Source organism: Enterococcus sp. 4G2_DIV0659 (assembly GCF_002140715.2).
GTDB lineage: Bacteria > Bacillota > Bacilli > Lactobacillales > Enterococcaceae > Enterococcus_L > Enterococcus_L mansonii.
The window spans coordinates 3,187,897-3,209,261 of sequence record NZ_NGLE02000001.1 but is presented as its reverse complement, the minus strand read 5'-3'; the positions used below and the strand labels follow the sequence as shown (position 1 = coordinate 3,209,261).

General features: G+C 34.3%; 22 protein-coding genes and 1 tRNA gene. 6 read left to right on the top strand and 17 right to left on the bottom strand.

What is annotated here, in order from left to right; genetic code table 11:
- Nucleotides 1–2 precede the first annotated feature (2 nt).
- The 5 genes from A5880_RS15060 to lepA all read right to left on the bottom strand — a co-directional run bounded on the left by A5880_RS15060 (nt 3) and on the right by lepA (nt 6,387).
- Nucleotides 3–416: a MerR family transcriptional regulator gene (locus tag A5880_RS15060; RefSeq protein ID WP_086329887.1), complete on the bottom strand. Its 414-nt coding sequence runs from the start codon at nt 414–416 to the stop codon at nt 3–5.
- Nucleotides 417–725: 309 nt separating this feature from the next.
- A complete protein-coding gene (locus A5880_RS15055) occupies nt 726–1,937 on the bottom strand; it encodes an ABC transporter permease (RefSeq protein ID WP_086329886.1) in 1,212 nt (403 codons plus the stop codon).
- Nucleotides 1,927–2,613 carry an ABC transporter ATP-binding protein gene (locus A5880_RS15050; protein WP_086329885.1) on the bottom strand — a complete coding sequence of 229 codons (687 nt, stop codon included), beginning with the start codon at nt 2,611–2,613 and terminating at the stop codon, nt 1,927–1,929. Before A5880_RS15050 ends, A5880_RS15055 begins: the two co-directional genes overlap by 11 nt.
- Nucleotides 2,610–3,458, bottom strand: a complete 849-nt coding sequence (locus tag A5880_RS15045) for an efflux RND transporter periplasmic adaptor subunit (RefSeq protein ID WP_086329884.1) — start codon at nt 3,456–3,458, stop codon at nt 2,610–2,612. The genes A5880_RS15050 and A5880_RS15045 overlap by 4 nt, the downstream gene beginning before the upstream one ends.
- Nucleotides 3,459–4,551: 1,093 nt before the next feature.
- Nucleotides 4,552–6,387, bottom strand: a complete 1,836-nt coding sequence (gene lepA, locus A5880_RS15040; RefSeq protein ID WP_086329881.1) for a translation elongation factor 4 — start codon at nt 6,385–6,387, stop codon at nt 4,552–4,554.
- 284 nt (nt 6,388–6,671) lie between these two features.
- Between lepA and A5880_RS15035 the strand changes: the two genes are divergently transcribed.
- The 3 genes from A5880_RS15035 to A5880_RS15025 are packed head-to-tail and all read left to right on the top strand — an operon-like array spanning nt 6,672 to nt 9,148.
- Complete coding sequence (locus A5880_RS15035; protein WP_086329880.1) at nt 6,672–7,892, top strand: GNAT family N-acetyltransferase; 1,221 nt, start codon at nt 6,672–6,674, stop codon at nt 7,890–7,892.
- A gap of 52 nt (nt 7,893–7,944) precedes the next feature.
- Nucleotides 7,945–8,424 carry a nucleoside 2-deoxyribosyltransferase gene (locus A5880_RS15030; protein ID WP_086329879.1) on the top strand — a complete coding sequence of 160 codons (480 nt, stop codon included), beginning with the start codon at nt 7,945–7,947 and terminating at the stop codon, nt 8,422–8,424.
- 49 nt (nt 8,425–8,473) lie between these two features.
- On the top strand, nt 8,474–9,148 hold the full coding sequence (locus A5880_RS15025; protein ID WP_086329878.1) for a DUF2238 domain-containing protein: 675 nt from the start codon (nt 8,474–8,476) through the stop codon (nt 9,146–9,148).
- A 51-nt stretch (nt 9,149–9,199) separates the two neighbouring features.
- On the opposite strand, the gene A5880_RS15020 is transcribed toward A5880_RS15025, so the two are convergent.
- The 6 genes from A5880_RS15020 to A5880_RS14995 form a co-directional block, all read right to left on the bottom strand.
- Entirely contained in the window at nt 9,200–9,604 is a 405-nt protein-coding gene (locus A5880_RS15020; RefSeq protein WP_086329877.1) for an organic hydroperoxide resistance protein, read from the bottom strand.
- Between the two features lie 169 nt (nt 9,605–9,773).
- Nucleotides 9,774–10,214: a MarR family winged helix-turn-helix transcriptional regulator gene (locus A5880_RS15015; protein WP_086329876.1), complete on the bottom strand. Its 441-nt coding sequence runs from the start codon at nt 10,212–10,214 to the stop codon at nt 9,774–9,776.
- A 120-nt stretch (nt 10,215–10,334) separates the two neighbouring features.
- Nucleotides 10,335–11,168: a TIGR03943 family putative permease subunit gene (locus A5880_RS15010; protein WP_086329875.1), complete on the bottom strand. Its 834-nt coding sequence runs from the start codon at nt 11,166–11,168 to the stop codon at nt 10,335–10,337.
- Between the two features lie 14 nt (nt 11,169–11,182).
- Nucleotides 11,183–12,088 (bottom strand): permease, encoded by a 906-nt coding sequence (locus tag A5880_RS15005; RefSeq protein WP_086329874.1) that lies wholly within the window; start codon nt 12,086–12,088, stop codon nt 11,183–11,185.
- A gap of 198 nt (nt 12,089–12,286) precedes the next feature.
- On the bottom strand, nt 12,287–13,435 hold the full coding sequence (nagA, locus tag A5880_RS15000) for an N-acetylglucosamine-6-phosphate deacetylase (protein ID WP_086329873.1): 1,149 nt from the start codon (nt 13,433–13,435) through the stop codon (nt 12,287–12,289).
- Between the two features lie 101 nt (nt 13,436–13,536).
- The gene (locus A5880_RS14995) at nt 13,537–14,364 is read right to left on the bottom strand and encodes a helix-turn-helix domain-containing protein (RefSeq protein ID WP_086329872.1); all 828 of its coding nucleotides are present in this window, start codon (nt 14,362–14,364) and stop codon (nt 13,537–13,539) included.
- Nucleotides 14,365–14,551: 187 nt separating this feature from the next.
- On the opposite strand from A5880_RS14995, the gene A5880_RS14990 reads away from it, so the two are divergent.
- Nucleotides 14,552–14,728 (top strand): hypothetical protein, encoded by a 177-nt coding sequence (locus A5880_RS14990; protein WP_086329871.1) that lies wholly within the window; start codon nt 14,552–14,554, stop codon nt 14,726–14,728.
- A 136-nt stretch (nt 14,729–14,864) separates the two neighbouring features.
- Here the strand turns inward: A5880_RS14990 and A5880_RS14985 are convergent, their stop codons facing one another.
- Nucleotides 14,865–16,082: a pyridoxal phosphate-dependent aminotransferase gene (locus A5880_RS14985; RefSeq protein WP_086329870.1), complete on the bottom strand. Its 1,218-nt coding sequence runs from the start codon at nt 16,080–16,082 to the stop codon at nt 14,865–14,867.
- 181 nt (nt 16,083–16,263) lie between these two features.
- Between A5880_RS14985 and A5880_RS14980 the strand changes: the two genes are divergently transcribed.
- Nucleotides 16,264–16,785 carry an STM3941 family protein gene (locus A5880_RS14980; protein WP_086329869.1) on the top strand — a complete coding sequence of 174 codons (522 nt, stop codon included), beginning with the start codon at nt 16,264–16,266 and terminating at the stop codon, nt 16,783–16,785.
- A gap of 51 nt (nt 16,786–16,836) precedes the next feature.
- Here the strand turns inward: A5880_RS14980 and A5880_RS14975 are convergent, their stop codons facing one another.
- On the bottom strand, nt 16,837–18,489 hold the full coding sequence (locus A5880_RS14975; protein ID WP_086329868.1) for a glycoside hydrolase family 13 protein: 1,653 nt from the start codon (nt 18,487–18,489) through the stop codon (nt 16,837–16,839).
- Nucleotides 18,490–18,685: 196 nt separating this feature from the next.
- On the opposite strand from A5880_RS14975, the gene A5880_RS14970 reads away from it, so the two are divergent.
- A complete protein-coding gene (locus A5880_RS14970) occupies nt 18,686–19,087 on the top strand; it encodes a DUF2871 domain-containing protein (RefSeq protein ID WP_086329867.1) in 402 nt (133 codons plus the stop codon).
- Nucleotides 19,088–19,302: 215 nt separating this feature from the next.
- On the opposite strand, the gene A5880_RS14965 is transcribed toward A5880_RS14970, so the two are convergent.
- The 4 genes from A5880_RS14965 to A5880_RS14950 form a co-directional block, all read right to left on the bottom strand.
- Nucleotides 19,303–19,644 (bottom strand): hypothetical protein, encoded by a 342-nt coding sequence (locus tag A5880_RS14965; RefSeq protein ID WP_086329866.1) that lies wholly within the window; start codon nt 19,642–19,644, stop codon nt 19,303–19,305.
- 229 nt (nt 19,645–19,873) lie between these two features.
- Nucleotides 19,874–19,956 (bottom strand) — tRNA-Leu (locus tag A5880_RS14960).
- A gap of 114 nt (nt 19,957–20,070) precedes the next feature.
- On the bottom strand, nt 20,071–20,796 hold the full coding sequence (locus A5880_RS14955) for a YdcF family protein (RefSeq protein WP_086329865.1): 726 nt from the start codon (nt 20,794–20,796) through the stop codon (nt 20,071–20,073).
- Between the two features lie 83 nt (nt 20,797–20,879).
- On the bottom strand, nt 20,880–21,365 hold the full coding sequence (locus A5880_RS14950; protein ID WP_086329864.1) for a SprT family protein: 486 nt from the start codon (nt 21,363–21,365) through the stop codon (nt 20,880–20,882).

Genomic DNA, 21,365 nt, shown 5'->3' with positions numbered 1-21,365 from the left:
GGTTAGAAGCTGTTTATCTTTTGTTGTCTATTTTGATTAAAGTCTCTTAAGGTATTTTCAACTGGAATCATGTGCTCATCATAATTAACCAATTTAAATTCCAATCGTTCAATCGCTGTGTTTAATTCTAATGCCTTCTCCTTTAATTCCTTGATTTGATCAGCAATGATTTCTTTCCGTGCAGGAACTGTTTCACTTCCTGCTTGAAATAACGTCAAATAATCCACCAAAGATTCAATAGATAATCCGGCTTTTCTCATTTGACGACTAAATACAATCCAACGCAAATCCTCTTCGTCAAAATCACGAATCCCATTAGCACTACGTTTTACAGGTGGAATCAATCCAATTCGTTCATAGTATCGGATAGTATCTGCAGTAACACCACTTAATTCACTTGCTTTTTTTATGTTCATGTCTGCTACCTCCTTTACACTATTTTTAAAACATCTCGTCTATTTTATTATAAAACAATTGTCTCTTACTTGACAAACTTTCTTAATGACTTGGAGTTTACTCCAATAGATCAGTATCTCTACGATTCTTACTTCTATCTTTAGAAAAGAATATGTTTGTCTGCTTAATGAAAAAAGTCAGAACCGTCTTTTTCAGCACGTTTCTGACTTCTTTTTTGCAGGTCATGTGACCATTAATAATATTCCGCACCTTTACGCGATGTATTTAAAAGAAATTCGCTCCTCTTAATTTCAACTGCATTTTCCTCTTTAACGAATCAATGAAACGATATCTTTTTTAGAAGCGCTTTTTGCTGGAAGCCAGCTAAAGAGTAAACCAATTCCTACTGATAAAGCTAATGCGAGCATAGCTGTAAAAAGATCCGGAACAATAGTAAATGGTGTGACTGCTCCAACTAAATAACCAATCAACAGACCAACTACATATCCAATTATTCCACCTATCAAAGTTAATGTGATTCCTTCTAAAAGGAATTGCATCATAATATTATTTTTAGTTCCGCCCATGGCACGGCGTACGCCAATTTCCTTCGTTCGTTCAGAGACTGAAATATAAATCATGTTCATTACCCCGATCCCAGAAATAAATAACGAAATACCACCAATAACTGAAACCAAAACAGTAATGCCAGTCAAAATTGTTCTAAGTTGCTTTACTTGTCCTGCTAAATCTTGGCTTTTATAAGCCCCCATACTTCTAACAGAGCCATATTTATCCAGTATTTTCTCAATATCTTTTGTTACTGATTTTGGGTCTGCGTTCGTAGCCAATCGAATTAAAATCGAATCTTTAGGATTATCAAAATACTCTTCATAACTTGCCTGAGGAACTTCTACCACAACGTAATTATCTTGTGTTGTGATAAAACCTGAGTTATCTCTATCTTCCATAATACCGACAACTTCAAATAATTGACCTTGAATCGTTAAACTTTTTCCAACAAGTGATTCTGGATTATCTTTTTTTATTGCTTTGGCAATACTTTCATTAATAACCATCACTTTATTTTGATTCACATTATCTGTTTCATTTATATTTCGTCCATAAATTACTTCCGTTCCTTTAGATGTTAGTAATTTAAACGAACCTTCTGAAGAAGCGCTGCTAGCTTCATCAATTTTTTGTGCATAATACTTGGCACCTTTTTCTTCATTGTCATAGTATTCCACACCTTTGACTCCATCAACACTTTCAATTCGCTCAAGGTCATTTTCAGAAAAGGAAGGTAAATTCGTATCATAAAAAGATTGATCAGTTGGAGAAAAGTTGAAATATATACTTGAATCATAATTATCCAATCCTATAAAATCAGCCGCATATCGCTCAAACCCACGACCAATAGAAAAAATAGTAATCACAGAGGATACACCGATAATTAAACCAATCATAGTCAAAAAACTACGCCTTTTATTTTTTAAGATTGATTTTAAAGAGGTTTTCCAAATTTCACTAAAACGCATAGCCAACCCCTCCTTCAATAATCTCACCATCTCTTACAGTAATCACACGTTTACAATATTGTGCTGCCTCACTATCATGAGTGACCATCAAGATCGTTACCTTTTCTTCTTCGTTCAATCGTTGAAACAACTCCATAATATCAGCAGATGTATGTGTGTCTAAAGCGCCTGTTGGTTCATCAGCTACAATAAAACTCGGATTACTGACAAGAGCTCGAGCAATCGCAACCCTTTGTTGTTGTCCACCAGATAATTGTTTAGGTAATTTGTTATATTTATCTGCAATGCCGACTTTTTCTAAGGCGTTTAACACTAATTCTTTCGTATTTCCAGATTTCATTCCGCCATATAATAAGGGTAAAGCGACATTTTCAAAAACAGTATTGTTTTCAATCAGCTGAAAAGATTGAAAAACAAAGCCAACAGATTTATTCCTAATCTGAGAAAGTTTATTGTCATTATAATGATAGGCATTTTCACCATTAAATAGATAACTGCCTTCAAAATTACCATCTAAAAAACTAATCGTATTCATTAATGTAGACTTTCCTGAACCTGATGGTCCCATAATAGCAACAAATTCATGTTCTTGAATGGTTAAATTAATATCTTTTAGAACATGAATTTTTTCTTGGTCTAATGAATAATATTTATTAACATGCTCCATTTTGATCATTGAACTGCCACTTCCGTTCCATCCTTGATTCCCTTCACATTTTTAATGATTTTACTACCTTCATCTATCCCTTTTTCTAACACGTAATAACCATCTTCTTCTTTAAGTGTCACTTCTTTTGGTTCTGCTTTTTTATCCTTCACTGTATAAACATAGAATTTTCCATCTTTTTCTTGCACACTTTTTGTAGGTAAATGAATCTCATTACGTGGAATTAAGATTTCCACGCTATATCCTAAAGGAATGTTCTCATTTGGTTGAGCAGTAAAATCATAATTGACAATAGTCACCGAACCATTACTTGCCCCACCAGTTGCAGAATTCGTATCTGACGTAGTATTTACTTCTGAGATTGTCGTAATTTTTCCTGAGACTGATTTATTTTGATTAACATAGTCAATGGTAACCGCCATATCCTTACTTAACTTCTCTTTATCATACTCAGTAACAGTTCCTTTAATTTCGGTTTCTGCACTTTTTAAGACCATTAAAGGTTTGCTTGTATCATTTTTTGCATCTGGATTCAATGACGCAACAATACTCTCTCTTTCTGCTTTGATTTTTTCTCCCCATTCGTAAGTGACTAAAACTGCATCTTTTGCAACACGATCACCTAAATTATAATGAATTGTTTTGACTGGTCCTTTTTCTGCATTTAATAGTACAGATTGCGTTAATTTTGCTTGTACTTGTCCTTTAAGGTGCAAAGGCGTTTGTTTTTCTACTTCATACAGGTTCACACTTTTAGCTGTTTCTGCCTCTGTTTGTTGCGTATTTTGGTACATAAAAAAAACGGCTCCCGCAACGACTACTACACCTAACCCGATCAACAGTTTCTTTTTCATTTTTACTCTCCTCTACTTTCTTCAATTAGTTTACTCATTCATTATAAATAACATTCGTTGTCATTTCTTCCGACTATAGTCGGATTTCACTTTGGACTTTAGAACCAGAACCCTGTAGTATAATGGTTACCGTTAGAAAAATGATTTAGTTACTATTTTTGAACAAAAAAAGCCACGAGCATAAGGTTCGTGGCAACATTACCTTCTTTATTACCTACTTGCTAGCGCTTTTTAACGTCATCAAAAGTTATGTCAATCATTGGTTTTCCATGATTAAAGATAGTTAGTTGTCTGCCGCTAAACATTGCAGGATTTCTTAAAATAAAGTTGTACATATTTATTATATGTTTATAGTGTCTTATCACTGTTGGTTGTGACCCTTTTCTGGTGACGTGCCATTCAACTTTACTCATCTACTCCACCTCTTCTATGTTATAATCACACCATGAAGGAGTTGATGTATTTGTTAACTAAATTTCTAAATATTTCATTATTAACTATTAATCTTATGTTCTGCGTAGTCTCTTTGTATTCAGGAATTTACCTCTTTACTTTTGGATTGGTAATGGGAGCATTAATTTGGCTACTAAGTCTCTATACTTTGTTAAAATATAATCAATTTTTCTTTCTTGCTATTTTATTTATATTTTTAATTATTTTATCGGTACCTCTATTTTTATTGTTCCTTATGATGTATGTTTTCAACGGTATCCCAGATTCTTCTCGTCTATTCCAAACTGCGCTTATATCAGTCATAGGTATGAGTTATTGCTTTTTAAATCCTTTATTCTCCCTGATTATTATTAGCCGTAGTCATGCAGATAAGCTTTTAAAGCAAGCTGAGTAACTATATTCACTCCACTAGATATTATAGAAATGAATTTATAAATAAAGGAAAGACTTGTGATGTTAAAATACATCTACGGACACATATGCTCATGTTACCAAAAAAATGAAAACTGAAACTGTTGATATTTTTGAACAAATGCTAAAAGATACAGCCTTTTAAAAAAAATCCCACGAGTTTATGCGCTCGTGGGATAAATGTGGGAAAATCCTATTCATAATTTAAAATAAAACGCTCAAACCCTTGCTATTTCTTCGGTTCATCTTCATCCATTTTCAAAACTGCCATGAAGGCTTCTTGCGGCACTTCCACAGATCCAACTTGTTTCATCCGTTTCTTACCATCTTTTTGTTTCTCTAACAATTTACGTTTACGAGAAATATCTCCACCGTAACACTTGGCCAAAACATTTTTACGTAAGGCTTTGATCGTAGAACGGGCCGTAATTTTTTGACCGATAGCAGCTTGAACTGGCACTTCAAATTGTTGTCTAGGGATTAATTTTTTCAGTTTCTCAACAATTACTTTTCCTCGTTCAAAAGCAAAATCTTTATGCACAATAAAACTCAAAGCATCGACTTTTTCTGAGTTTAACAGAATGTCCATCTTAGATAAATTACTCTTACGATAGCCAATCATTTCATAATCCAATGAAGCATACCCTTTTGTTCCTGATTTTAGACGGTCAAAGAAATCATAAACGATCTCTGATAATGGCATATCGTAAATAACATTTACTCGGTACTCATCCAAGTAATCCATTGTGACAAATTCTCCACGTTTCCGTTGTGAAATCTCCATCACTGCACCAACGTATTCATTTGGCACCATAATTGTTGCTTTAACATAAGGTTCTTCAACAAAATCAACTGTACTTTGATCTGGAAATTCTGCAGGATTGTCAACAACGATTTTCGTACCATCTGTCTTTGTTACATGATAAATTACTGATGGAGCCGTTGTAATCAAATCTAGATTAAATTCACGCTCTAAACGCTCTTGAATAACATCCATATGCAGTAGACCTAAAAATCCGCAACGATACCCAAAGCCTAACGCTTGGGAAGATTCTGCTTCAAACTGTAAGGCAGCATCATTTAATTGTAGTTTTTCTAATGCTTCACGTAACTCAACATAGCGAGAATTATCAATTGGATACAACCCACAATAAACCATTGGATTCATCTTGCGATAGCCTTCTAAGGCCTCTGTTGCAGGATTATCCGCCAATGTTACCGTGTCCCCTACTTGAGTATCACGGACGGTCTTAATTGCTGCCGTAATATACCCTACATCACCAACCATTAAGAAGTCACGGCTGATCGGTTTTGGTGAGAAAATACCTACATCTGTTACTTCAAAGGTTTTATTATTATTCATCATCATGATTTTATCGCCAGGTTTTACAACACCGTCCATAATTCGGACATTTAAAATAACGCCACGATAACTATCATACACGGAATCAAAAATCAATGCTTTTAATGGTGCTTCAAGATCGCCTGATGGCGCAGGAACTAGTTCAACAATTTGTTCCAAAATCTCTTCAATCCCAATTCCTGCTTTGGCACTGGCTAAAACAGCTTCACTGGCATCAATCCCAATCACATCTTCGATTTCTGTGCGTACACGCTCTGGATCAGCTGCTGGCAAATCGATTTTATTAATAACAGGAATAATTTCTAAATCATTATCTATGGCTAGGTACACATTGGCTAACGTTTGCGCTTCGATTCCTTGCGCTGCATCAACAACTAAAATCGCTCCTTCACACGCTGCTAAACTTCTTGATACTTCATAAGTGAAATCCACATGTCCCGGAGTATCGATTAAATGAAAAATATATTCTTCCCCATCTTTTGCCGTATAAGATAACTCAACAGCATTCAATTTGATAGTAATCCCACGTTCACGCTCTAAATCCATTGCATCCAGTAACTGATCTTGCATTTCACGATCAGATACTGTTTCCGTTTTTTGTAAAATACGGTCTGCTAGCGTAGATTTTCCATGGTCGATATGAGCAATAATGGAAAAGTTACGGATTTTTTCTTGTCGTTTCTTCATTTCATTTATATTCATTAATAGTCCTCATTTCTTTTATGAAAAGCTGAATGAGCTTGTATTTGCACGAATTACTATCGCCAACTCATCGCTCAGATCATTTTCAATCAGCACTTCCCATTATAACAAGATTTCCAGTAGAATTAAAGAACTTTCCTATGTTTCCTCACTTATACTCCTATACTAACTAGGATATATTTTAATATGTTAGCCTTATTTGCTTTTCTTAGCAATCAAATACTCTATCTTATTCACACTTTTTTGATATACTAGTAGATAGAAAAACAATTGGAGATGGAAAAATGGACCAAAAAGAGTTCAAAGAAAGTTTAGAATTAAAAGTAGTTGATGAAAAATATGTCGATCAGTTTAATGAATTGTTAAGCTATGTTTTTCAATTTACAGAAGCTGATTTAGATGAAAGTGGCTACGAAAGTAAAAAAGAATTAATCAAATCCAAACAACCGATTTTAGAACAATCTAAAGTATTCGGTTGGTTTCACGGAAATCAATTGATCTCACAAATTGCCATTTATCCATGTGAGGTAAATATCCATGGGACACTCTTTAAAATGGGTGGAGTCACTGGCGTTGGAACGTATCCTGAATACGCCAATCATGGATTAATGCAAGATCTCATTCACCTAGCACTTAAAAATATGCGTGAAGATAAACAATGGATTTCCTACCTTTATCCTTATAGTATTCCTTATTACCGCAGAAAAGGCTGGGAAATTATGTCGGATAAATTATCCTTTAACATTCGTGATACCCAATTGCCAAAGACGGTTGATGTTCCTGGAATGGTTGAGCGTGTGAGTGTTAATCATGAAGATGTGTTTACCGTATATGCTAAATTTGCTCGCCAAAATCATGGTGCTTTGATACGCAGTGAATTCAATTGGGAAGAATATTGGCGTTTTGAAAATGAGGATGAGCGAACGGCTGCTGTATACTACGGAGCCAATCAAGAACCTTTAGGCGTGCTTTTTTATTGGGTTGCTGAAGAAGTATTTCATATAAAAGAAATGTTCTATATTAATCAAGAAGCCCGAAATGGTCTTTGGAACTTTATTTCTGCACATTTCTCCATGGTTTATTGGGTTAAAGGGGATATTTATAAAAATGAACCATTAGCTTTTTTACTTGATGATAGTCAAATTAAAGAAACTATCGAACCTTATTTTATGGCTAGAATCGTCGATGTAAAAGAAATGCTGGCTGCCTATCCCTATGCAAGTACGGCAAAACCATTCCATTTTGTAGTAAGTGATCCAGTCGCAGAGTGGAATAATGGCATATTTAGTTTATTATGGGATGAAGATGATCAAGTTACTGTGACAGATGAACCATTAGGACAACCTGTTCAAATAGATATTCAGACGTTAACTTGTTTATTGATGAATTATCGTCGTCCGACTTATTTACATCAAATTGAACGATTAGATACGGATAAAGAAACTCTGAAATCATTGGAAAGAATATTCCCTGATCAAGAAGCCTACTTTAGCGATTACTTTTGATTAGAGCCTATTTTTTAGTATATGACAGAATCATCAAATTGGAGGAATTACATTGAAAATATATTTTGCCGGACCTATGTTTGCAAGCGCCGACTTGCGTTATAACGAACACTTAGTTAAAAACATTCGTGCACTGGACGAATCAATCGAAGTGTATCTACCACAAGAAAACGGTGCGATTAATGACAAAACAGCTTACGCCGACAGCAAAATGATTGCACTAGCTGATACTGAAAAAGTACTTGAAAGTGATCTGTTAGTTGCTGTTTTAGATGGCATTACAATAGATGCTGGCGTCGCTTCTGAGATTGGTGTGGCCTACGCTAAACAAATTCCAATCATCGGTTTATATACCGACACTCGTCAACAAGGTGCCGACAATCAAAAAAAATTATCCGCTTTGGCTGATACTGCAGAAAATCAATTTCATTATTTAAATTTATATACTGTAGGATTAGTCAAATTAAACGGCACTATTGTTAATACAGAAGAAGCATTTCTAGACTTGATTGAAAAACAGGCAAAAAAATAGTTGATTATAGAAAGTATTTTCTTTAACAACAAGTATGGGAGGTTTTTTTATGAAGTTAGACTTTGAGGATAAGCAAGAAAAAAAGCTGTTTAATCTTTTACTTGTGTTTGGTTTTATAACATTGGTTGTTAACATTGTTAAGATATTTGTAACAAAACCAACGGAACAATATGTACTATTGACTGTAGAAATGATCGCAGGAATCGCTGTTATTTTTGTTCCGTTTATTTTCACAAAATTTACTGGATTAGTTTTTCCTAAAATGGTTCGCCTCTATTATTGGTTTTTCATTTGGATTTCAGTATTTTTAGGAACAGGGTTACGTTTGATAATTGTTGTGCCTTTTTGGGACAAAATTCTTCATGCCGTCAGTCCAATTTTATTAGTGGCTGTAGGTTATGCGATTATTGGGTATTGTTTACGCGAGTCTGATTTTTCTAAAATCAGCCCTTGGTTGTTCATTATTATGGGCTTTGCTTTTGCTGGATTATGCGGCGTATTCTGGGAGTTCTGGGAATTCATTTGTGATTCGCTTGGGAATATGAATTTACAACGTTATATGACAGAAGCCGGACAACCTTATATTGGTCGTTCAGCTTTAATGGATACAATGGGTGATTTATTTACGAATACGATTGGCGCATTGATTTTGACAGTTTACAGCTTTACTCAACGACATAAGCCTGAATATTTTAAAGCTTATGCATTTAGAAAACTCAAATAAAAAAAGGAGCAATTTTGACTGTTTACCGTTCAAAATTGCTCTTTTTATTGTTTACTCTACTTCTAATTCAACAGAAATATTCCCTCTTGTTGCTTTTGAATATGGACAAACTTCATGAGCGGCTTTGACCAGTTCCTCTGCCTTATCCTGATCTACATCATCAATTTTAACGGATAAAACTACACCAACTTGAAAGCCAGACTGCTCATCACTAAATAGTGAAACGGTTGCTTTTACAGTGCTTTTTGAAGTGATTTTTTGTTTTGCCATCACCAGTTCCAAAGCACTGTTAAAACAAGAGCTGTATGCCGCGGCAAATAGCTGTTCTGGATTTGTTTTGTTTTCTTGATGAGGACCAGGGGATGTTACTTGATAGCTAAAGGATTTATCTGGTGAAAAAACTTCCCCTTCTCTTCCGCCTGTATTAATAATAGTTGTTGAATAAATCTTTTTCATGTTTCATTCCTCCAATTCTTCTCGTTTTAAACATATCGTGCAATTAAATTGTACACAATATTTATAAAAAAGTATATTCCTTTGCTTCGTAAAAATGTATTAAGTATTATGATGAGCCCAAAACAAAACTATTTTTTCGTTTTGTTTTGGGCTCATCAAAGCCATTATCTTAATGGTCAATCTCATCAATTTCCTTACTTAATGAATTAAGATTCTTAATCAGCGAAAAATAGTCCTTTTCCTTAAATGTCAGCTGCACCAAACAGCCCTCTACTTGATTATATATCTCCTCTTCCAACTGAATAGCTTTTTCTGAAAGTGAGATGATTACGATTCGTTCATCTTCTGGTAATCTATTTCGATGGATATAACCGTTTGTTTCCATTCTTTTTAGCATAGGCGTAAGCGTTCCAGTATCCAACTCCAATTTATCGCCAATATCAGATACTCGTTGATCAGAAAATTCCCACAAAACCAGTAAAACCAAATATTGTGGATACGTTAAATGAAATGGTTTCAAGGCTTTAGCATACATTCTATTAAAATGTTTTGATACTGTTTGTAATGAAAAACATAATTGTTCTTCTAATCGTCTATTCTTTTTTTCCACTATCTTCCTCTTCTGACATGTTATTATTTTATTAGATTTTACATAATATGCCTTTTAAAATCAAAGGTTTACACTTGTCAGTAAGCCTTTGATCATGCAATTAAAATCCTCTGTATTTGTTTAAAAGGACCGATAAACATATTGATTTTTCGGTTCATCTACTTGTTTTACTTTTACCACGTCTACTACGGGAATCTCCCGTTTAAAAGGAGCATAATATTGAGAATGAATCGTCCCTGTAAGCTCTACCCAATCATTGTTTTCAAAAGTTTGATCATCTGGCATATGGGTTAGTAATCCAAAAACACCTGAATCAGCTACACAATGAATAATTCCAAATCGAAAGACAAAAAGATCTGTCCTTTCTTTTTCTGGTGATTTAAAAGCAAAGCCTTTATAAGAGATGGTCTTACCAATAAACTCACTTGGGTAATTATAAATAAGCTCCATCACTTCTAAATAATTCTCATCAGTTACTTTTACTTGATTATTTTTTATATATCTACTTAATGCTTGTTTCATCTGCTTATCGTAATCCGTTTTATCAAAATAAATGCTAGTATCTGGTTTTAAATACTGCGTCTCAACATCAGGATCACCCACAGACTCCTTGCTTAAAGGAAAATTAAAACCTTTTGCTTCAACAATGGATGTATCTAAGCTAACTGTAGGAAACAAAAATCCTACCATCAGTGGCAACACTAACAATAGATAGGCCATTCCTCGTTGATAAGGTTTGTCCAAGCCATGATCATGATCGTGATGATTATGGTCACTTTTATCCTCTTCTTTATTCCATAAAATAAGTTGAACAATCGCTAAAACAAATGAAAGTACCATAGATAAAATAGCTAAATAGCGATAATGAACATTTATATATTGATTCAATCGACCGGAGACTTGCAAATACATCATCAACGTAGTATAACCAACTAAAATCAAAAATCGTATCATTTATTTTCCCCTCTCTAGATCGCTAATGCGTACAGACTGACTACCACTGTCACGATACCCACAAATTTCAACATAAATGATGTTTTAAAATAACGTTTCATCATCAATAAATTCTTAATATCTACCATTGGGCCAAAAACAAGGAATCCTACAATTGGGCCACTACCAAACAGACTTAACAAAGAAGAACCAATAAAAGCATCTGCTTCAGAACATAATGATAACGTTGCAGCTAAAATGAGCATGACTAAAATAGCCAAAATTTTTGTATGTCCTAATTGTAAAATGGCTCCTGTTGGTAAATAAGTCTGCATAGCTGCTGCTAATATCGAACCAACAATCAAATAGCGACCCGTATCAAAAAATTCATCAATACCATGAGTCATAACAGACCAACATTTATTCCAAAAACCTGAAACTTCATGTGTATGCTCTTCTTGTTCGATTCCACATGAAGCATCACATGCCGCTTGTTTTAAAATCGACTCTTTATTTATATATGCCAACCAAATCCCAACGACTAACGCTACAATCATACTTCCTAATACACGCCAGATAACGAATTTCATTGAATTACCAAACGCTATGTACGTTGAAAATAGAACAATGGGATTAATAATTGGCGCTGTAATCATAAATGCAAACGCCGTATATGTTGGCACATCTTTTTTGACAAACTGATGAACAATAGGCACAATACCGCATTCACAAGAAGGAAAAAAGAACCCTAGTAAACTTCCCACAATAATGGATAAAAATTTATTTTTAGGTAACAGTTTCTTGACCCGTTCGGGCGTCAAAAAAACATGCAATGCACCTGAAATCACACAACCAAGCATCACAAAGGGCAACGCCTCAATAACAATGGACAAAAAAATCGTCCCCATTTGTAAAACTGAGTGAGGTAAAAATTGAAACATCAAATTCCTCCTATTGTTAAAAATATAGTTAACTATACTTCACCGACAAAAAAAATACAAGATGTAATTTGTTAAGGTATCTCTAAATTTTTAGGCGAACCTAAACAAAAAAAGATGTAAGAGCTTGAATCCTCATCATTAAAAAATAGAGCTAAACTTATCTGCCGACAAGTTTAGCCCCATTCCTAGAACATTTTATTATGCACGATAACGTTCAACACCATCTAAATAAGTAGCATCCAATTCCATAGTTGGATTTAAAACGATAAAGTCAGCATCTCGACCTTTAGCAATCATGCCGCATTTATCATCAATTTTACAACTAATTGCTGGAACCAATGTTGCCATCATAATGGCTTGCTCTGGCGTAGCAATTTCCCAGTCAACAACATTTTTAATTGCTTCTTTTAATTTTAAAATACTGCCAGCTAAATTTCCAGACTCTAAACGAGCTGTTCCGTCTTTAACAACTACAGGAAATTCACCCAAGTTGTAATTTCCATCTGGCATGCCGCCAGCCATCATACAGTCAGTGATTAATGCTACATGATCATGTCCAGCTTTTTCCATCAAAATATCAGCTGCATTCGGATGAACGTGGTGTCCATCACAAATCAATTCAGAGAAAACATGTTTTAATGACATCAATGCACCAACCATTCCTGGCTCACGATGATTCAAACCACGCATACCATTATATGCATGTACAAAGACACTTGCTCCTGATTCAACAGCATCTGTTGCTTGCTCCAATGTGGCATCACTATGCCCTAATGCCACAACTACTCCTTCATCAGTTACAGCTTTTACAAACTCTTTCACGCCTTTTCGTTCTGGAGCTAAAGCAATTTTTTTAATCAACCCACCTGACGCTTCTTGCCATTCATTAAATATATCTAAGTCAGGATCACCAAAATAGCTTGGGTTTTGCGCTCCTTTATGCTCTTCCGTAAAGAAAGGTCCTTCAAAGTAAATTCCTTGGACTTTTGCACCAGGAACTTCTTGGTATACATCCCCAATTGTTTTAGCCACATCTTTTAAGCGTTCTTTACTTGATGTTAGTGTCGTTGGTAAAAATGACGTAACTCCACATGACAATAGACCTTCAGACATGACTTTCAAACCGTCTGCGTCATTATCCATCACGTCGTGGTTCATATAGCCATGGATATGAGTGTCCACTAAACCAGGTGCAATCCATTTTCCTTCTTCTTTAATTACTTTTGCATCACTTTCTGGTACTTCTTTGTAAAACTCTCCAAAAATGCCGTCTGTGATTTCTAAATATCCAGGTCCTTTTACATCACTTTTTAAAAAGAACTTTTCAGCAAAGATAAACGTTCTCATCTTCATCCTTCTTTCTTTGGTTTTCTACTTTAAAATTACTCTTAAAATCATTAGAAGTCAAGAATGGTGTAGACCTTTTAGCAAATTTGAATTAACTTTCACTAGATTTTAATGGTTTCTATACGACGGATTTGTTCAGATAACGCTTCATATTCCTTGGCTTTTTCCGGACAATCTTTTTCGTACATTAATTGACTTTTTAATTGAAATAACTCGCTTAAGTAGTAGTAACTATTACGATGCCGTGACCAAACAATTCCTTGATCAATATATATTTGCGCTTCTTCTAACCGATTTTGGTCTGTTAAGAACTTTGAATAGTTATAAAATATTTTGGTTAATTCAGCTGTCACTCGCTCATTTGGTAATTTGTGAAAATAGTGGATGCTTAATTTTAGATACTTCTCAGCTTCAGTAATTTTTCCAATACTGCCATACGTACTGCCAATACAACTGATCACTTGAATTTCAAAATCCGATAGATTTACTTTATTCGCTTGATAAGTATAGGAAAGCCCTTTTTTCAAATCAAGTATCGCCTGCTCATAATTATCACATAGATAAAATTTGCAACTACCCAAATAATAATAGTAGCGTTGCCAATCCGTATCTAAGTGCAGCCGCTCTTCAATCTGAGTATCTTTCATATAGTTCATTATTTTGGCGTACTCTTTATGTCGAAAGTAATCAGCAATTTTTTCAAATATTTGAGTGATCAGACGAACTTCATCTGATTTAAATTGCATAATCTGATCCATAGTTACTCCTAAACGTTGACAAATCTGCTGCATCACGACAACATTAGGTAATTCTTCATTATTTTCAATTCTACTCAATACACTTTGTGAACAAATATCTTCTGATAACATTTTTTGTGTTAATTTTCTATTTTTACGAATTTCTTTAATAACTGCGCCAAAAGAATCCATGCTTTCACTCCTAAGCCAATGTTGATTCTCTACAATCAACAAGCTATATTCTACCTAACAATCAAAATATGCGAATTCGCATTATGCATTTATTGTACTTTATTGCATAATATACTGCAAGAACATTACCTAACACTAGACCACAACGATTTTAAAAATTTTACTTTGCAAATAAGGGGTGTTACTCATGACTCAAGAAAGACGAATTAGCTTCATCTGGGAAAAATCAAATTATATGGGCTATATCGAAAAAGAATATGAAAATGCTTATTTGGTTGTTGTTTCGGATCCAAGTCCGGATATGGAAGAAAAGTATACAAATCGTATGGTAATTAGTAAAAAAGATTGTAAAACTACAGACTAGCATTGTTTTTATCAATATAGTTGGTACTGATAGTATACAGTCAAAAACGAAAGAAGCTGAGAACTAACTCGTAGAGTTATGCCTCAGCTTTTTTATTTTCTTGGAACCATTTACTCTATTTGTTTTTTAGCAAACATTACTTTTGCTGATACGTACTTAAGAATTCACGCATTTTCTCTGTGGTAAACTTCAAGTCTTCCATCTTGGGAAGATAAACGATTCTAAAATGATCAGGTTGGGTCCAATTGAAACCACCACCGTGAACCAATAGAATATGATGCTCATGAAGAAAATCTAATACAAATTTTTCATCATCATAAATATTGAAACGAGCTGTATCAATTTTAGGGAAAATGTAAAACGCTGCTTTAGGTTTAACTGCTGAAAGTCCTGGAATGTCATTAATTGCATTGTATATGTATTCCCGTTGCTCGTAAACTCTTCCACCTGGCAACAATAAATCATCTACACTTTGGTAGCCACCCAAAGCTGTTTGAATAATTTGTTGAGACAATACATTTGAACACAAGCGCATAGAAGCCAGCATATTCAAGCCTTCAATATACCCTTTTACGTGTTTCTTATTCCCACTTAAAACCATCCAGCCACAACGGAAACCTGCCACTCTGTGTGATTTAGATAAACCATTTAATGTCACAACAAATAAATCCGGTGCTAAAGTCGCAATTGGAATATGGGTTAAGCCATCCATTACTAAACGATCATAGATTTCGTCAGAGAATATGATCAAATCGTTTTGTCTAGCGATTTCAACGATCTGCTCTAAAATCTCTTTAGGGTACAATGCACCTGTCGGATTATTTGGGTTAATCAACACAATTGCTTTTGTATTTGCAGTAACTTTTGCTTTAATATCATCAATATCTGGATTCCACTCTGCTTGTTCGTCGCAAATATAATGAACAGGATTTCCACCAGCCAATGAGACTGAAGCTGTCCATAATGGATAATCAGGCATTGGGACCAACACTTCATCCCCATTGTTTAATAATCCTTGCATACACATTGTAATCAGCTCACTAACACCATTGCCCGTATAAATGTCGTTGATTGTCACATTAGGAAAACCTTTTACTTGGCAATATTGTTCAATTGCTTTGCGAGCAGAAAAAATACCTTTTGAATCAGAATAACCTTCTGAGTTACGTACATTCATAATCATATCACGCACCACTTCATTTGGTGCATCAAAACCAAACGGGGCGGGATTTCCAGTATTAAGTTTTAAAATACGAATGCCTTCTTCTTGCATTCTGTCAGCTTCTTCTAAAACCGGACCACGTACATCATAACTTACACCATCAAGTTTGCTGGATTTCTCAAAATTTCTCATACTGTATCCCTCATTTTCAAAATTTATATCTTTAAAGTTACGCCACTCAGAAAAAAAAAGCAATCAAAAATTGGCAATTTTCTAAAAAACTTTCTACTCTATTTCGATTTTTCTTTTTTTAAAGTCAATTATCAGAAAATTATGCTAAACTATTGTAGAGGTTAATGAAGGAGAGAGGGTTATGAACAAAGATTTTATTGTGTATCAAAGTAAAGGTAAGCAGCTTTTATTGATTTTTTTATCTATTATTATGACTGGAGGATCGGCTTTTTTACTTTTTCACAGAACTGTTGACTTGCGGACCTCCCCATACATTTTTAAAATTGTAGGAATAGTAGGATTTTTATTTTTTGGCTTTTGTTTATATTATTTTATAAAACAATTCTTTATTGGAAAAAAGGTGGTAGTTTTAACAGCGGATGGTTTTTACGATTATTCTAGTGCGATTGCTACTAAAGATCTACTGATTCCTTGGAAAGATGTTGTAGATATAGCACTTTTCAATATCGTTGGGCAAGAATTTATTTCGGTTAAACTAAAAAATAGAGAAGAGTTCTTAGCTTCTTTAAGCCCACTCATCCGTAAAAGTGTTCAAGCAAACTTGAAGCTAGGCTCAAATGAAATAAATATCAACCTCCAAAATGCAAAAGACGTTTCGTTAGAAGAATTGCTTGAACGAATGCTGCTATTTATTGACGCTTAGTTTATATAAAAGAACAGCTTCAAAATAAAAGCTGTTCTTTTATACTATTAGTTATTTCTTATATTTATACACTCTTGCTTCATATGGAGCAAAAATCGTATGTTGATGGATGGTGTGATTGCTTAAATTACATAATTGCAATTCCCAGTCTTCAATATACACATTTTCTGGCAGATCAGACGAAGCAAACTCTTTTGACAAATTGATGATAATAACAAAACGTTCTTCTTCTAACCTACGCCCATACACAAACAATTGCGGATGTTCTGGCAAATACAACTTATAACTTCCATAAATCAGTGCTTCATTTTGTGCTCTTAGTCGAATCACTTTTTTATAAAAATTCAACACAGAATCTGAGTCCGCTAATTCATCTAATACATTAATTTCGTACTTGTTTGGATTTATAACCATCCAAGGTTTTCTCTTTGAAAATCCTGCATACTCTTCTGCTGTCCACTGCATTGGCGTTCTAGAATTATCTCTGGCAGTTCTACGAACGACATCCATCGCCTTTTCTGGATTGATACCAGTATGAATCATTTCATAATAAAAATTTTTAGTATCCACAGCATCTATATCTTCAATTGAGCGAAAAGGCATATTCGTCATCCCGATTTCTTGTCCTTGATAAATAAAAGGAGTGCCTTGTAATAAAAGAAAGGTTAGCGCTAATGCTTTAGCTGAAGCTTTCCAAAAGACTGTTTCTTCGCTACCAAAGTTAGAGACCGAACGAGGAATATCATGATTTTCCATATATAGAGCATTCCAGCCTTTTCCATCAGCTAGAGCCTTTTGCCAAGAGGTGATGGCCTGTTTAAAATGAACAACATCCAACGTTTCTTGCTCTTCTTTATTCCAAAGTGAAATATGATCAAACTCAAATAACATATTAAAATAGCCCTCTTCTTCACCTACCCACTGATGGGCTTCTTGTGCACTTACACCATTTGCTTCACCAACTGTTAAAATATCACGCGCTTTAAGAACATCCCGTAATTCCTCTAAATGCGTTTCGATTCCTTGAACATTTTTAAACACAGCAAATGGATCATCAGCTACTGGTGTTTCAAATGTTGCTTTTTTTATATGGGAAATGGCATCCACTCGAAAACCATCAATTCCCTTATCCAACCACCAATTGATCATTGAAAAAAGCTCTCTTTTGACTCGTGGATTTTCCCAATTTAAATCTGGTTGTTCTTTGGCAAAAACATGAAGGTAGTATTGTTTGGTTGTTTCATCATATTCCCAAGCAGAACCACCAAAAATTGAAACCCAGTCATTGGGCGGCCCATCAATTTTACCATCTGCCCAAATATAATAATCTCTGTAATCATCTTTTACAGAAGACCTTGACTCTAAAAACCATGGGTGCTGATTAGAAGTATGGTTGATAACTAAATCCATAATAACCTTAATTCCTAACACATGAGCTTCTTCCACCAACAAATCAAACTCTTCCATCGTTCCAAATGTCTTTAAAATGTTTTGATAATCACTAATGTCATAACCATTGTCCACATTGGGCGACTCATAAATAGGAGTAATCCAAATGAACCCGATTCCTAGGTCTTTAAGATAATCTAGTTTGGAGCGAATACCGTTTAAATCACCAATACCATCACCATTTGAATCCATAAAACTACTTGGATAAATCTGATAACCAACTGCTTCTTTCCACCATGTTCGTCTGATTGCCATTCGAATCACTCCAATTTATCTTCGTCTTTCGTTTCATTATATAAGATACGGAGAAAAAACGTACTTGAAATGCCTATTTTCTTCTTACTTTTTATTATTCTCTGCTTTTATTTAATCTGAAATCAGATTTGTAGAAATTAGTCTCTTGTTTTGCTATAGTTAAAGAGATTAAATACAATTAATTTAGAGGTGTAAAATGAAAAAATTAGTCAGAGTTAGTATGTTTTATATGATTTTTGGATTAATCTCCGGTGTGTTTTATCGTGAGTTTACAAAATTAAATTCATTTGATGGTGAAACACAACTTAGTGTTTTGCATACACATACATTGATTTTAGGTATGTTCTTTTTCTTAATCGTTCTACTTTTAGAAAAAAACTTCCAATTAACGAAGGAGAAAAACTATAAAAAATTCTATATTCTATATAATAGTGGGTTAGGAATAACATTATTAATGATGATTATTCGAGGAATCTTACAGGTGCTAGCATATCCTGAATCTGCAGCCATTTCAGGCATCGCTGGGTTGGGTCATATTATCATTACCATAGGCTTAGCTTATTTCTTCCAAGTATTGTTTAAAGCTGTAAAAGAATAGCTCAAGTCATTATGATACTTTCTAAAACAAAAAACGAGGTTGAGACAAAAGTTGATTAGGCTCGAGCAATTGGAGTGAAAATCGAACAATACGCTTCTTGTATTGCTCGCTTTTTGCGAAATTGCCGAAGAACCTGGCTTTTGTCCACCGTTTATTAGGATTTAGAGTGTGAAACAAAACTGATTTTTAGTTTTGTCCCACACTCGTTTTTTTATTTACATTAAGTGAGACAACGCTTTTGAATACCTTTCAATCGTGTCTATTTCTATAGTATCCGGGTTTTGTTTATTAATAGAGTTCAAACATCTTATGAACCAAATTGAAGCGTTATCAAAATCATAAACAGATAACTTATATTTTAACGAGTTGACCAATAAAAAAGCCTGTTCATATTGTTCAGATTCTATATAATCCAAAATTGCTTTTTTTCTTGAAACTGTTTCACCGTTCTCATTTTCAAATTCACCAAACTCGAATGAATTATTTTGTTTTTTTAAGATATGTCCTATCCCTTCACCAACTAATTTAACTTGCCTCATTAACCAATCATCTTCCATTTTGTATTCACCTACTCCTAAATATTTGTCTTCTTTAAGTTTATGTTACCTAACCGCTATAATAAATACGGCTTTGGTCTGAGTTAGGTATTTTCTTTATATCTTTAACGTTCTAGGCATTTGATAATTTCCATTTGAATGGAATGCACGTTTAAGTTCATGGATTGTTTTTGTATTAAAAAAAAAGAACCCTAAACCTGATTTCACATCAAAGTTTAGAGTTCACTCATGCGGCCAAGAAGACTCGAACTTCCACGGGGTTGCCCCCACCAGCCCCTCAAGCTGGCGCGTCTGCCATTCCGCCATGACCGCAATATAAAATTAAAGCATTCTGTACTGCCTCAACCTATGATAAAATACTGTTTTATTTTTGTCAATGTTTCATTTAAAGCCCACTAAAATCTAGTTATAGAGATGTCCTCTCAACTATCGCTCCAATCGAAAATCATACTTCTTACAAAGTTCTTCATAAGCACGCTCCACAGATTTTGGAATTTCTACAGCTCCAATATAATTGCATCCATTAGGTCCGTATCCGTTTTTATCATTTCTTAATCGGGGAATCTCACCTAAAACCAGGGAAAGAAAATAAGCTTTATTCCATAGTCCATTCAATCGTTGATCTTCAAAATGAACAGTTTCATCAATCGATTTTACAACAGGAACGATGGGTACATCATTTATAAATTGAGCATTGATTTCTTGCCATTCTTTTTCAAATGTTGCTTTGGTTCTTCTTTGCAAAATTGGATCTTGTAATAATAAAACATTTTTAGGCTTTATTCCTGCTTTTTTTATGATATTTAATGAAAAAAGAGCATTTTCACCAGAGTTAGTAGACTCTTTTTCTATTAAAAATAGGTCTGAATCTAAATGATACTTCTGTTTAAAATAATCTAAGTACATATCGGTTTCACTACCATCGCTAACATTGATTCCCATATTCTGAAAATTTTTCTTTAAAAAAGGAGTGGCATGACCTTTGCCTCCCACTAGTAAAAAGGTTGCAGCTTTATTTTGTTTATACAACTGGATAAATTCATCTGCCAGATAAGGAAGGCTATTTCCTGCTAAAATAACTAAATCGTAGGTTTTTGTACGCTCATCTTTTGCTGCTAAATATTCTAGAACTTCATTCCATTGTTCAATCATTTCGACTCTGCCTACTTTCTACATAATCAATCTTACAAAGATACCGCCATTTCGATTATAGGAAACGACGGTATCTTTGTATTTTATCGTTCCACAAGCTTGCCACGGCACTTACCGCAAACAAACTTGTGAGTATTGATTCTTCGTTTTCTTAAAATCAAGGTCTGGCATTTTTCACATTGATATTGATGATATGATTGCGGTTTTTGTTCTACTAAAGGTCGAACATATCGCGTGCCGCCTGTTTGTTTTAACAACAGCTTAAAATCTGAATCTTTGTGTCGATAGCCTTTGCCTTCAAGGTGTAGATGGTAATGGCATAATTCATGTTTGATTACCTTAACAAGTTCTTCTTTGCCATACCGTTCAATAACTTTCGGATTGAAATCAATATCATGAGAACTTAAATGATAACGCCCACCTGTAGTTTTCAATCGTCGATTAAAAAAAGCTTTATGTTTAAACGTTTTTTGAAAAGAAGTCAACGAAATTTCTTCGACCAATTGTTGTAATTGGTCGTCTGTCCATTCTATCTTTGCTGGTTTTCCTTCATTAGAAAAACTGCTCAA